The organism is Candidatus Poriferisodalis sp., from assembly GCF_965262965.1.
In the GTDB taxonomy this organism is placed as follows: domain Bacteria; phylum Actinomycetota; class Acidimicrobiia; order Acidimicrobiales; family Poriferisodalaceae; genus Poriferisodalis.
Genome location: NZ_OZ253573.1, coordinates 2,665,385 through 2,677,677, shown reverse-complemented (window position 1 = coordinate 2,677,677; position 12,293 = coordinate 2,665,385). Strand labels below are relative to the sequence as shown.

The 12,293-nt window shown below is 65.9% G+C and carries 11 protein-coding genes; 10 read left to right on the top strand and 1 reads right to left on the bottom strand.

Going from position 1 to position 12,293, the window contains the following annotated elements; all coding sequences use genetic code 11:
- The first annotated feature begins 56 nt into the window (after positions 1–56).
- The 7 genes from ACQY5K_RS12810 to purQ all read left to right on the top strand — a co-directional run bounded on the left by ACQY5K_RS12810 (position 57) and on the right by purQ (position 6,889).
- Positions 57–1,337: an adenylosuccinate synthase gene (locus ACQY5K_RS12810; RefSeq protein ID WP_428115844.1), complete on the top strand. Its 1,281-nt coding sequence runs from the start codon at positions 57–59 to the stop codon at positions 1,335–1,337.
- A gap of 51 nt (positions 1,338–1,388) precedes the next feature.
- On the top strand, positions 1,389–2,657 hold the full coding sequence (purD, locus tag ACQY5K_RS12805; protein ID WP_428115841.1) for a phosphoribosylamine--glycine ligase: 1,269 nt from the start codon (positions 1,389–1,391) through the stop codon (positions 2,655–2,657).
- A 239-nt stretch (positions 2,658–2,896) separates the two neighbouring features.
- Complete coding sequence (gene purE / locus ACQY5K_RS12800) at positions 2,897–3,325, top strand: 5-(carboxyamino)imidazole ribonucleotide mutase (RefSeq protein WP_419923476.1); 429 nt, start codon at positions 2,897–2,899, stop codon at positions 3,323–3,325.
- A gap of 21 nt (positions 3,326–3,346) precedes the next feature.
- Positions 3,347–4,810, top strand: coding sequence for an adenylosuccinate lyase (purB, locus tag ACQY5K_RS12795; RefSeq protein ID WP_428115838.1), 1,464 nt, complete (start codon positions 3,347–3,349; stop codon positions 4,808–4,810).
- Between the two features lie 73 nt (positions 4,811–4,883).
- A complete protein-coding gene (locus ACQY5K_RS12790; RefSeq protein WP_428115835.1) occupies positions 4,884–5,786 on the top strand; it encodes a phosphoribosylaminoimidazolesuccinocarboxamide synthase in 903 nt (300 codons plus the stop codon).
- Entirely contained in the window at positions 5,786–6,073 is a 288-nt protein-coding gene (gene purS / locus ACQY5K_RS12785; protein ID WP_428115832.1) for a phosphoribosylformylglycinamidine synthase subunit PurS, read from the top strand. Before ACQY5K_RS12790 ends, purS begins: the two co-directional genes overlap by 1 nt.
- A 42-nt stretch (positions 6,074–6,115) precedes the next feature.
- Entirely contained in the window at positions 6,116–6,889 is a 774-nt protein-coding gene (purQ, locus tag ACQY5K_RS12780; protein WP_428115829.1) for a phosphoribosylformylglycinamidine synthase subunit PurQ, read from the top strand.
- 4 nt (positions 6,890–6,893) lie between these two features.
- Here purQ and ACQY5K_RS12775 read toward each other — a convergent pair whose 3' ends face one another.
- On the bottom strand, positions 6,894–7,295 hold the full coding sequence (locus ACQY5K_RS12775; RefSeq protein WP_428115826.1) for a hypothetical protein: 402 nt from the start codon (positions 7,293–7,295) through the stop codon (positions 6,894–6,896).
- A gap of 49 nt (positions 7,296–7,344) precedes the next feature.
- Here ACQY5K_RS12775 and purL point away from each other — a divergent pair, with 49 nt between their 5' ends.
- The 3 genes from purL to purM are packed head-to-tail and all read left to right on the top strand — an operon-like array spanning position 7,345 to position 12,265.
- Entirely contained in the window at positions 7,345–9,630 is a 2,286-nt protein-coding gene (gene purL / locus ACQY5K_RS12770; protein WP_428122676.1) for a phosphoribosylformylglycinamidine synthase subunit PurL, read from the top strand.
- Positions 9,627–11,186: an amidophosphoribosyltransferase gene (gene purF, locus ACQY5K_RS12765; RefSeq protein WP_428115823.1), complete on the top strand. Its 1,560-nt coding sequence runs from the start codon at positions 9,627–9,629 to the stop codon at positions 11,184–11,186. Before purL ends, purF begins: the two co-directional genes overlap by 4 nt.
- Complete coding sequence (purM, locus tag ACQY5K_RS12760) at positions 11,186–12,265, top strand: phosphoribosylformylglycinamidine cyclo-ligase (RefSeq protein WP_428115821.1); 1,080 nt, start codon at positions 11,186–11,188, stop codon at positions 12,263–12,265. Before purF ends, purM begins: the two co-directional genes overlap by 1 nt.
- The last annotated feature ends 28 nt before the right edge of the window (positions 12,266–12,293 follow it).

The following is a 12,293-nucleotide window of genomic DNA, read 5'->3' as shown; positions in this document are numbered from 1 at the left end:
GGGCGACGAGCGTGCCGGCGCTGATTGAGGCTGTGGGCTCGACTGCGAGGTGAGCTGTGCCTGGGTCGATCGTCGTGGGAACCCAATGGGGCGACGAAGGCAAAGGCCGCATCGTCGACGTCGTCGCCAAGGAATGCCTGCACGTCGTGCGCTACCAGGGCGGACACAATGCCGGTCACCGAATCGTCGTCGACGGCGAGGCGTTCGCGTTGCAGCTCGTCCCCAGCGGCGTGATGTACGACCACGTGACGCCCATCATCGGCAATGGCGTCGTGGTGAACCCCTGGGTCTTGCTCGAAGAGATCGACATACTCACCCGTCGGGGCGTCGACTGCAGCCGACTCATGCTGAGCCCAGCGGCGCACCTCGTGCTGCCGTATCACCAGATTGCTGACGAGCTCGCGGAGGCGCAGCGCGGTGATGCCAAGCTCGACACCACCAAGCGAGGCATCGGGCCCGCGTACGCCGACAAGGCGGCGCGTGTCGGACTGCGCGTCGAAGACCTGCTGGAGCCGATGACGCTGCGGGCGCGACTCATCAGCGTCCTCGATGACCGCAATCAGTACTTGCGCATGGTTCACGACCACCCCGGCATTGATCCCGACGAGCTGGCCGACAAGCTCGTCACCGAGGTGGCGCCCCGTATCGCGCCGTTGATCGGCGACACCGTGGGCTGGTTGCACGAGGCTCTGCACGCGGGCGAGCGAGTGCTGTTCGAAGGTGCACAGGCGACGTTCCTCGACCTCGACCACGGCACCTATCCGTTCGTGACCTCCTCCAACCCTGTCGCGGGCTTTGCCCTCGTCGGATCGGGAATCGGACCAGGAGCGATTGATCAGGTCATCGGCATCGCCAAGGCGTACACGACCCGTGTCGGATCCGGCCCGTTCGTGACCGAGCTGGTTGACGACATTGGCGATCACTTGGTCGAGCGAGGCGCGGAGTTCGGCACAAATACCGGCCGTCGACGCCGATGCGGATGGTTCGATGCGGTGATGGGCCGCCAGGCGGTTCGTCTTAATGCCTGCACCGAGATTGCGCTCACCAAGTTGGACGTTCTCGACCAGCTCGACACCATCAAGGTCTGTGTCGCCTACGAAGTGGACGGCCGCCGCTACGACCATCTCCCGCACCTGCGTTCGCTTCACGATCGTGCCGAGCCGGTCTACGCGACGTTGCCGGGTTGGAAGACGCCGCTCGACGACGTGACCGAACGCTGGCAGCTGCCCCGAGCCGCCGTGGACTACATCGTGTTCTTGGAGCGACAACTGGGGTTGCCGATCCGTTATGTCTGCGTCGGCCCCGGCCGGGAGCAGTACATCCGCTTCGCTGCCTGAGCTGTGCCGATGAAGGTGTGCCCATGAGAGTGTGCCCATGATGGTTCGCCGATGAAGGTGTGCATCGTCGGCCAAGGCGGGCGGGAGCACGCCTATGCCTCGGTGCTCAGTCGCGTCGCGGACGTCGTGGTGACCCCGGGGAATCCGGGCATCCCTGCCAGCACGCGGACGCCGCCGATCGAGATTGACGCGGATCTGTTCGTCATCGGGCCCGAAGGGCCGCTCGCCGACGGTCTGGCCGACCGGCTGCGTGCCGACGGCCGCCTGGTTTTCGGGCCGGGCGCCGACGGCGCGGCCTTGGAGAGTTCCAAGGCGTGGATGAAGGAAGTCGTCAGCGCTGCCGGCGTGCCCACAGCAGGATTCCGCGTCTTTGACAGCGACCCGGGCAGCTGCCGCGACGCTCACGCCTGCCTTGAAGCGCTCGCGCCGCCCTACGTGGTGAAGACAAGTGGGCTCGCCGCCGGAAAGGGCGTGCTTGTCACCGACAATCTTGCTGCGGCGCATGCGGATGTCGACGCCAAGCTGGACGGCAGCGCCTTCGGGCCGGCCGGCCAGCGCATAGTCATCGAGGAGGGCCTCGTTGGACCCGAAGTCTCGCTTTTCGCGATTTGCGATGGTCGGCGAGCGGTGCTGCTGCCTACCGCCGTGCGCGATCACAAGCGGCTCGGCGATGGCGACACAGGTCCGAATACCGGTGGCATGGGCTGCGTCTCGCCCCTGGGTGACGTGGACCGGGCGGTCTGTCGCGAACTCGCGGCGCTGTCGTTCTCCCCGACGCTGGATGAGCTTGTGCGACGAGGCGTGGACTACCGCGGAGTGCTGTACGCCGGCTTCATGCTGACGCCTGACGGCCCTCGCCTGCTGGAGTACAACGTTCGCTTCGGCGATCCGGAGGCGCAGGTGACGTTGCCGCGCATTGACAGCGATCTGGCGGCCCTTCTGTGGGGAGCTGCTGCGGGCGAGGTGCGAGACGAAATTGTGGTCTCCGACGACGCCATGGTCTGCGTCGTTTGCGCATCCGAGGGCTACCCCTCGGCGCCCCGTACGGGTGACCTGATTGCGGGTATCGAGGCTGCGAGCGCCCTCGACGGAGTGACTGTCTTTTGCGCCGGCGTCGCCGCGGCGTCCGATTCTGAGGCCACGCCAGGGTCGCTCGTCACTGCTGGGGGGCGTGTCCTCAACGTGTGCGGCCGCGGCCCGAATGCTGCGGTGGCGCATGCGCGCGCTTATGAAGCCGTGCAGCGGATCAGCTGGCCTGGAATGACGTTCCGGACCGACATTGCGGCACCCGAGGCGCGCGCTGCGGCGGCCAGTACATAACCGAGACCGCCGAATCTGGCCGCACAGGCTAAAATTGTTTCGATTGTTCTGTTGGAAATCTCCCCGTTGCGGGCTCCGGGCAGCGAGACTGTGGCCGACGAGAAATCGTCGCTTGGCACGGCGCGACGGCGGCCAGCAGGGAGCATGACATGGAGACTGGGCACGGCGCGTCGCCGGGGACGGTGACTGCTGCCGACGCGCCGCCGAATGCGGCGACCGTGCGATCTGTCGCCATCTTGATGGGCTCGCCGAACGACGCCTCCAAGATGGCGTCCGCCGCTGAGATGCTCGATCGCTTCGGCGTGCCGCACACCACGCAGGTCATGAGCGCCCACCGCACGCCCGACGCGGTAGTGGCGTTCGCAGCCGGAGCGCGCGCCGAGGGCGTCGGAGCGGTGATCTGCGGTGCCGGCATGGCTGCGCATCTGGCAGGCGCGGTCGCCGCCCAGACAACCCTTCCGGTGATCGGCGTGCCATTGAGCGGTGGTCTGGCGGACGGCCTGGACGCGTTGCTCTCGACGGTGCAGATGCCTCGAGGGATTCCCGTGGCGACCGTCGCGGTGAATGGAGCGGCGAACGCCGCGGTGCTTGCAGTGGAGATCTTTGCGGTCGCAGACGAGCGGCTTGGGACCCAGCTCGCCGAGTTCCGTGCAGCGGGTGCTCGGTGACAACCCTGGGCGAGGCGGGCTATGGCTGAGCAACTCGAATCGGCGACCTCCGGTCGCGCTCTCGACAAGATCCCCAACGTGCTTGCGGCCCGGTATGCGTCCGCAGAGATGGTTGAACTGTGGTCACCGCGTCACAAGGTGATCCTGGAGCGCCGGCTGTGGATCGCGGTGCTCGAAGCCCAGCGCGACGCCGGTGTCGAGGTTCCCGAAGGAGCAGTGGAGGCGTACCGGGCCGTCATCGATCAGGTTGATCTCGCGTCCATCACGGCACGCGAGCGCATCACGCGTCACGACGTGAAGGCGCGCATCGAGGAATTCTGCGCGTTGGCTGGCTACGAACAAATCCACCGCGCGATGACGTCGAGAGATCTCACGGAAAACGTCGAGCAGTGCCAGGTGCGCGCCGCCATGGAGCTCGTGATGAACCGCCTCGCTGCGCTGATCATCCGTCTTGGCGCCCGGGCCGATGCGGACAGCGATGTCGTGATGACCGGCCGTACGCACAACGTGCCCGCGCAGGCCACGACGCTCGGCAAGCGCTGGGCGACGATCGGCACCGAGGCACTCGCGGCTCTTGAGCGGCTGGAAGCATTGATCGCTCGCTATCCGCTGCGTGGTCTGCGCGGTCCGGTCGGCACCCAGCAGGATCTGCTGGAGCTCCTCGGTGGAGACTCCGGCGCGGTAGAGCGACTGGAGCGCCGTATCGCGGACGAGCTGGGCTTCGATCGCGTGCTGGGCTCGGTCGGGCAGGTGTATCCCCGATCGTTGGACTTTGAGGTCGTTTCCGCCGTGGTGGGCGCCGCGGCGCCGCTGGGCAATCTGGCCCTCGCTGTGCGCCTCATGGCAGGCCACGAGCTCGTGACTGAAGGCTTCGCGCCGGGGCAGGTGGGCTCGTCGGCCATGCCGCACAAGATGAACACCCGCTCCTGCGAGCGCATCAGCGGGCTCGTGACGATCCTGCGAGGTCATCTGACGATGGCCGCGGGGCTGGCAGGAGATCAGTGGAACGAAGGCGATGTCAGCTGCTCGGTCGTACGACGGGTCGTCCTGCCTGACGCGTTCTTCGCGCTGGATGGCGCGTTGGAGACGACATTTGACGTGCTCGCCGGATTCGGTGCCTATCCCGCACGTCTCGCGGCCGAACTGGCGGAGTACCTGCCGTTCCTTGCGACCACCCGACTGCTGGCCACGGCGGTCGCGGCTGGGGTTGGCCGAGAGCGCGCACATGAACTCATCAAGGCCCACGCCACCTCTGCCGCTGTGGCTCTGCGCGACGGCACCGCAGCGCGCAACGACCTGGCCGAGCGCATCGCGGCCGATCCAGAGCTGGGCCTCGATGCCGACGCCGTCGCGGCTGCACTCGCAGAACCGGCCTCGTTCAGCGGTCGAGCGGTCGAGCACGTGGCCGACTTCGTTGCAGCAGCGACTGAGGTGGCCGACCGCCACCGCTGCGCGGTGCACTACCAAGCGAGCGAGGCGATCTGATCGTGGGCTTATCGCTCAGTGAGGTCGTCGGGGCCACCACCGTCCACGTCGCCGTGACCCCAAGGAGATCTACGTGAGCGAACTCGAACTCGTCCATCGCGGCAAGGTGCGCGAGATGTACCGGGTGGACGCCGAACATCTGCTGATGGTGGCGAGCGATCGCATCTCGGCGTTCGATGTGGTGTTTCGAGAACCAATTCCCGACAAAGGGCAGGTCCTGACCGCCATGACGCTGTGGTGGTCGGACTGGCTCAGCCCGATTGCGCCGACGCACGTTGTGTCGGCGGACCCGGCGGACTTCGGGGCCCCCGCACACGGTGCGGACTGGGCGGGGCGCGCGCTGCTGGTGCGTCGCGCCGAGATGCTGCCGATCGAGTGCATCGTGCGCGGATGCATCACCGGATCGGCATGGAAGGAGTACCGCACCGGCGGCACCATGCACGGCGAGCCGATGACTGCGGGCCTTCTGGAATCTGAGCGGCTTCCCGAACCGGTCTTCACGCCGTCGACCAAGGCCACCACGGGACACGACGTGAACATCTCATTTGCCGAGGCAGCGAACCTCGTCGGCAGCGAGGCTGCGCATGCAGCAGGCCAGATCTGCGTTGATGCCTACAGCGCCGGTGCAGCGCATGCAGCAGGACGCGGCATCGTCATCGCCGACACCAAGTTCGAGCTGGGCTACGTCGACGGGGCGCTCGTCATCGCCGACGAGATTCTCACGCCGGATTCCTCGCGCTTTTGGCCCAAGGATCAGTGGCGGCCGGGCGCCGCTCCGCCCTCGCTCGACAAACAGCCGGTTCGCGACGCCACGGCAGCGACAGGCTGGAACAAGGAGCCACCGCCGCCACCACTGACCGAAGATGTCATCGCTGCGACCCGTGGCCGTTACATCGAGGCGTACGAGGCGTTGACGGGCGAATCGTACGTTGGCTGGTGCGAGCGCTGGGCCCAAGCGGCCGAAATGCAGCCGTGATGAAGCAGTGGGACGTCCTTGTTGAAGTGTCGCCTCGGGCGGAGATCGCTGACCCTGCGGGGCTCACGATTGAACGGGCGCTTGACGCGTTGGGATTTGCCGGCGTCAGCGGCGTTCGAGTCGGCAAGGCGATACGGCTCGAGGTCACAGCGCCTGACGCAGAAACTGCCCGCGCCGCGACCGAACAGATGTGCGAGCGGTTGCTGGCCAATCCGGTGATCGAAGATGCTCGAATCGAGCTGATGCTCCGCGACAATCCGCACGGAAGTCTTGATGCCGACAACTAGCTGCGGTCCAGATAGTTCCCGAGCGAATCAACGTCGGCAACCGTGAGTGCCGTCATCGGCGTCGTCCGATTTCCCGGCACCAACTGCGATCTCGACACCGTCGACGCGTTGGCGGGGATCGGTGCGGGTGCCGAATTGCTGCCGCATGACGAGTCATCGCTGCGTGGCTGTGACGCCGTGGTGATACCCGGTGGCTTCGCCCATGGCGATTACTTGCGTACAGGCGCAATCGCTCGGTTTTCCCCGGTGATGGACTCTGTGATGTCATTCGCCCGCGACGGTGGAGCTGTCGTGGGAATCTGTAATGGATTCCAAGTGCTGACCGAAGCGGGGCTGCTTGCGGGCGCATTGAGACCAAACGCGGGACTCGCGTTCGTGTGCCAACCGCAACGCCTCACCATGTCATCGGTGGATCACGTTGTTGGTGCAGGCCTCCAGCCGTCCGAGCAACTCAGTATTCCGATCAATCACTTTCAAGGGAACTATTTCTGTGACGGCGAAACGCTCACGCGGTTGCAGGACAACGACCAAGTGGTGATGCGCTACGTCGGCAATCCGAACGGATCGCTTGATGACATTGCAGGAATCTGTAACGAATCCCGCAATGTCGTCGGTCTTATGCCACACCCCGAGCGTGCGACATCCGAACTCTTAGGCTCTACAGATGGCAACAAGCTCCTGCGAGCGTTGCTGACCGCGGCTGTAGGACGGAACACCGAGGACCGCCGCGCCGGAGAGTTCAGATCGCGTGCGGCGAACGATGTGGCATCGCGGCGGACAGCCGAGGACGCAGATGCAGCGACCCCAGCCCGCTGAGGCCTTACTGGCCCCGGGTGATACCGGCCCGAGCCAGCATCTCCGGCGTTACGCCGAATTCGCGCCACGTCGCGTACTGGACTCGCTTGCGTTGTCCGTAACTCGACGCATGTTCGATAAATCCGGTCTCGACCGATGCCATATCGGGTTCAACCTGCAATGCTTCGATTGCGGCCTCGATATCGCGACGTTCCTGCATCAACAGAAGGCGCTTGATGGGCTTCGCATCAGCGATCTGCGCATCAACAGCGGCCCTCTTTGCCGTCAGCGACTCTGCGGTCTGCTTGCGACCCGGGCGCGGACGGTGCGTCTCGAGTGCCTCAAGATAGTCGCGGACCGCAGCGGCCTCGATGCGACCAGCGGCAATAGCCGCTTTGTGTTCATCCGACATTGTTCGTTCTGCCATGGTGTCTGTATAGCAGATCCGCAACCAGTTCCAATGATTGAAGGTTGAAGTGTCTGCGTCGAGATCAGTCGAAGACGATGTGCATCGTGCGTTGGGGCTCACCGATGAGGAATACGGTCGGATCCGCGAACTATTGCGGCGCGCGCCAAATCATCTCGAACTCGCGATGTACGCCGTCATGTGGTCTGAGCACTGTTCGTATAAGTCATCGCGCCGACATCTCGCGCGCTTGCCAACGCAAGCGCCCTGGGTACTCGTCGGACCTGGCGAGAACGCCGGTGTTGTCGACGTCGGCAATGGAATCGCCGTGGCAGTGAGAATTGAGAGCCACAATCACCCGTCTGCGATTGAGCCTTATCAAGGGGCCGCGACAGGTGTCGGCGGGATCTTGCGGGATATCTTTGCCATGGGTGCCCGCCCGATAGCTCTCGCTGATCCGTTGCGTGTCGGCCCACTCGACGATCCTCGAAGCAATTGGATCGCTCAGGGCATTGTGAGCGGCATCTCAGGCTACGGCAACAGCGTCGGCGTCCCGACGATTGCGGGAGAATTCGTGTCATGTGAGACCTACCGTGGCAATCCGCTCGTCAATGTCGCAGCGGTCGGCACGATGCCGGCGGATCGACTCGTGCTGGGACGGGCCACCGAGGTGGGGAGCTTGGCCGTGCTCATGGGTGCTCTCACTGGCCGCGACGGCATCGGAGGTGTCAGCGTGCTGGCGTCTGCAGGCTTCGACGACGATGCCGACGATGCGGCCAAGCGGCCCAGCGTCCAAGTCGGCGATCCGTACGAGGAGAAGCGGCTGATCGAGGCATGCCTGGAGATGCTCGACGCTGGGCTGGTGGGAGGAATTCAAGACCTCGGCGGAGCGGGCTTGACGTGCGCCACGAGCGAGACAGCGTCTCGCGGCGGCACAGGCATGGATGTGAACGTCGCTGCCGTGCCGTTGCGCCAGGCTCCGATGGAACCCTTCGAGATCATGACCTCGGAATCTCAGGAGCGAATGCTTGCGATCGTCTCGCCGGCGTGCGTCGCCGAAGTCATGTCGATCTGTGCACGCTGGGAGGTGGCGGCCACGGTGATCGGTCGCGTCACCGATGACGGCCTCTTGCGGATCCGGGACAGCGCTGATGGAGCGGTGCTCGCTGAGGTACCCGCAGCGACGCTGCACGACGAAGCCCCTTCCTACGACCGGCCGCAGCAGCGTCCTGCCGATTTCGACGCTCGCCGTGAGCTCGATCCCGCCGCGCTGGACGTCCGCGATGACGCCGCCTGCGCGACAGACTTGCTGGCCATGCTGGCCGACCCCACCTGGGTGTACCGGCAATACGACCACCAGCTGTTCCTGAACACCGTTGTGGGCCCCGGCGCGGACGCGACCTTGCTGAGACTGCGAGATCCTCGCACAGGGGAGTTCACCCGTCGAGGACTCGGTATCACGACCGACGGCAACCACCGCTGGTGTCATGCCGATCCCCGTCGCGGCACTGCCATGGTTGTGGTGGAGTCGGCGCTCAACCTGGCGTGTGTGGGAGCCGATCCGCTCGCCATCGTGAACTGTCTCAACTTCGGCAACCCGACCCATCCCGAGGTCATGTGGCAACTGTCGGAGTCCATCGATGGCATGTCTGATGCCTGTATCGCACTCGGAGTGCCGGTCGTCGGCGGGAATGTCAGCCTCTACAACGAAACCAATGGCAGCGATATCGCTCCGACGCCCGTGGTGTGCATGATCGGCCTGCACCCAGACCTGGCCCAGCGGCCTGCCAACGCCGATGCGCAGCCCGGTTTCGAGCTCGTCCTGCTCGGCGATGCGGGCGACAGCGCACTCTCAACGGTGCCACTCGGGGGCAGTCAATGGGCATGGGAACGTTCGGGCTGCCGCGACGGAGCGCTGCCTTCGCTCGATCTTGATGCTGCAGCAGCGACAGCTCGCTTCGTGGCTCGCGGCGTGCGCAACGGCATGTTCGCGGCGATACATGACGTGTCCGACGGAGGCATCGCCGTTGCGCTCGCGGAAATGTGCTGCCGCAACCGGCTTGGAATGCAGGCGCGCGTGCCTCCGCTGGGACCGACGGCGCCTGCCGTGAGGGCCCTCTTCGCGGAACCGACTGGGCGAGTGCTTGCAGGGGTCGATCCTGCACTCACAGATCGCACAAGGGTGCAAGCACGCGACGCTGGCGTGGGCTGGCGAAGCTTGGGACAGTTCGGAGGTGAGCGTCTGCGGATCGGACGCGACACCAAGGCGTCGTGGGATGTGGACCTTGACGTGAACGAGGTGATCGAGCGCTGGAGTGGCGCGATGTCGAGCGCCTTGGGCGGGGTCACGTCATGAGCGAGGCAATGAGTTCCGACGGGGTCGAGCCCACAAAGCCACGCGAGGCCTGTGGCGTCTTCGGCGTGTACACACCCGGCGGACCGGCCGCGTACCTGAGCTACTTGGGCCTGTACGCCCTGCAACACCGCGGCCAGGAATCGGCGGGGATTGCGGTATCCGACGGCACTCACATCACGGTGGTCAAGGACATGGGCTTGGTCGCCCGCGCGTTCGATGACCGGGTGCTGGCCGGACTCGAAGGCCACCTCGCCATCGGTCACACTCGCTACTCCACGACGGGTTCGAGTTCGTGGCGAGCTTCGCAGCCCTTCTACCGCGGCGTCGAAGGCACCGAGTTTGCACTCGGCCACAACGGAAACCTCACGAACACCGCTGAGCTGGCGTCCGATGCCGGGATGCTGGACGGTGTCATGACCAGCGACAGCGACCTCGTCGCAGAACTGATCGCTCAGCGCATCGCCGCCGAGCCGCGGGTGTCGCGAGCCCACCCACGTGAAGCGGTGACCAACGCACTGGTCGACGTGGTGCAGCGTCTGCGCGGCGGCTTCACCTTCGTCATCGCGGACCGTGACCGGCTGATCGGCATTCGCGACCCCCACGGCATCTGGCCGTTGTGCCTCGGCCGCCTCAGCGATGACGACGGTGGAGGCGGCTGGGTGCTCGCGTCGGAGAGCCCAGCACTGGACACCGTGGGCGCGACCTTCGAGCGCGAGGTGCGACCTGGCGAGATGGTGCTCATCGATGCAGCCGGCTGCCGCTCGACCTTCCCATTCGCAAAAGACGGTGCTGCGAGCGAGGCCTCTGGAGTGGACCCGCGGCTGTGCATCTTTGAGTTCGTCTATTTCTCGCGGCCTGACACCATGCTGGCCGGCCAGAACGTGCATGCCGCCCGGCAGCGTATGGGTGCCCACCTCGCACTCAACGCTCCGGTCGCTGCCGACATGGTGATGCCTGTGCCCGAGTCGGGCATCCCAGCCGCGCAGGGGTACGCGCGCCGCAGCGGTATTGCCTACGGCGATGGTCTTGTGAAGAACCGCTACATCGGCCGCACGTTCATCGCACCGAACCAGCTTGTGCGATCACTGGGAGTGCGAACGAAGCTGAATGCGATCCGTCCCAGCATCACCGGACAGCGGCTGGTTGTGGTGGACGATTCGATTGTGCGCGGCACCACCACTCGGTCGATTGTGGAAATGCTGCGAGCAGCGGGTGCCGCGGAGGTACACATGCGCATTTCCTCGCCGCCCTACCGATGGCCCTGCTTCTATGGCATGGACACCGGCACGTCCGATGAGCTGTTGGCTGCGAACCGCGATCTGGCTGCCATCGAGTCCTTCCTTGGCGTCGACTCGCTGGCGTACTTGACGCTGTCTCAGCTCATCGACGCCACCGGCGTGCCCGGGGGCGGCTTCTGCCATGCGTGCCTGACGGGGGAGTATCCGGTGGAGATCGGCGGCCAAGCGCGCGCCGAGGTGTTTGGCCATCACAGCGACGAGCCAGACCGATCGATGATCGCCACCGGCAGCGTCCACACCGGCGCCGCCGCGCTGTGATGCCCGACCAGACTGACGCACCGGCACCACTCACGTATGCAGCCGCAGGCGTCAGCATCGCTGCGGGGGACGAGGCCGTCCGCCGACTCGCCCCGTACGCGCGCAGCACATTCGGACCCGAGGTGCTCACCGACATCGGAGCCTTCGCAGCGATCACCGCGCTCCCAGCGGGCTTGAACGAACCAGTCCTGGTCACCGCCAACGACGGGGCGGGCACCAAGCCGCTTGTCGCTGCAGCGCTCGGTCGCTGGGACACGATCGGCATTGACGTGGTCGCGATGTGCGTCGACGACATCGTCCCGCTGGGCGCAACTCCGCTGTTGTTTCACGACCAGATCACCGCTGGCCGCCTCGACCCTGATGTCGTCGAACAGATCGTCGTCGGCTTGGCCGGTGGTTGTCGCACCGCCGGTTGCTCGCTCGTCGGCGGCGAACTGGCAGAGCATCCTGATTCCCTCGCGCCCGGCGACTACGACATTGCCGGCTTTGTCGTCGGTGTGGCCGAGCGGGACCAGCTGAAGCGGCCGCTGGATCCCGAGCCTGCCGTGCTCGTCGGGCTGGCTTCGGGCGGCCTGCGCTGCAACGGCTACAGCCTCGCCCGCCGCGTCCTGCTCGGCCGCGACGCACGCCCTGGCGACGCACTGCTCTGCGCACCAGCATGGCCCGGCGCCCAATGCTCGCTGGGTGAGGAGTTGCTGCGACCTTCGATCATCTATGCCCCCACGGTGCTAGCGCTCTTCGAGCGCTGCGGTGCACGCGGTGCCGCCCACATCACGGGCGGCGGTCTCGCGGCGAACATCGCTCGCATGCTGGGACCCGAGACCGACGCAATCGTGCGCCGGGGCTCTTGGCCCGTGCCGACGATCTTCGAATGCATCGCCGCCGCGGGTCCGGTCGAGCCAGCCGAGATGGAACAGGTCTTCAACCTGGGCATCGGGATGGTGGTGGCAATCCCGCCGGACCACGTCGACGACGCGTTGGACCTCGTCCACCGCGCGGACCACGAGGCGTGGGTGATCGGCGAAACCCTGCCGGGAAGCGGCGCAGCTCGGCTGACGGTTCCCGACGCCGCCCAATAACCTGCCAGCGCCCTTGTCGCGCCTGGAG

Excerpts from the sequence above, each read along its gene's own strand:
- purM (WP_428115821.1), top strand. The coding sequence starts at position 11,186 with ATGCCCGACCAGACTGACGCACCGGCACCACTCACGTATGCAGCCGCA.
- ACQY5K_RS12775 (WP_428115826.1), bottom strand. The coding sequence starts at position 7,295 with ATGGCAGAACGAACAATGTCGGATGAACACAAAGCGGCTATTGCCGCT.
- purF (WP_428115823.1), top strand. The coding sequence starts at position 9,627 with ATGAGCGAGGCAATGAGTTCCGACGGGGTCGAGCCCACAAAGCCACGC.
- purE (WP_419923476.1), top strand. The coding sequence starts at position 2,897 with ATGGGCTCGCCGAACGACGCCTCCAAGATGGCGTCCGCCGCTGAGATG.
- purB (WP_428115838.1), top strand. The coding sequence starts at position 3,347 with ATGGCTGAGCAACTCGAATCGGCGACCTCCGGTCGCGCTCTCGACAAG.
- purS (WP_428115832.1), top strand. The coding sequence starts at position 5,786 with ATGAAGCAGTGGGACGTCCTTGTTGAAGTGTCGCCTCGGGCGGAGATC.
- purD (WP_428115841.1), top strand. The coding sequence starts at position 1,389 with ATGAAGGTGTGCATCGTCGGCCAAGGCGGGCGGGAGCACGCCTATGCC.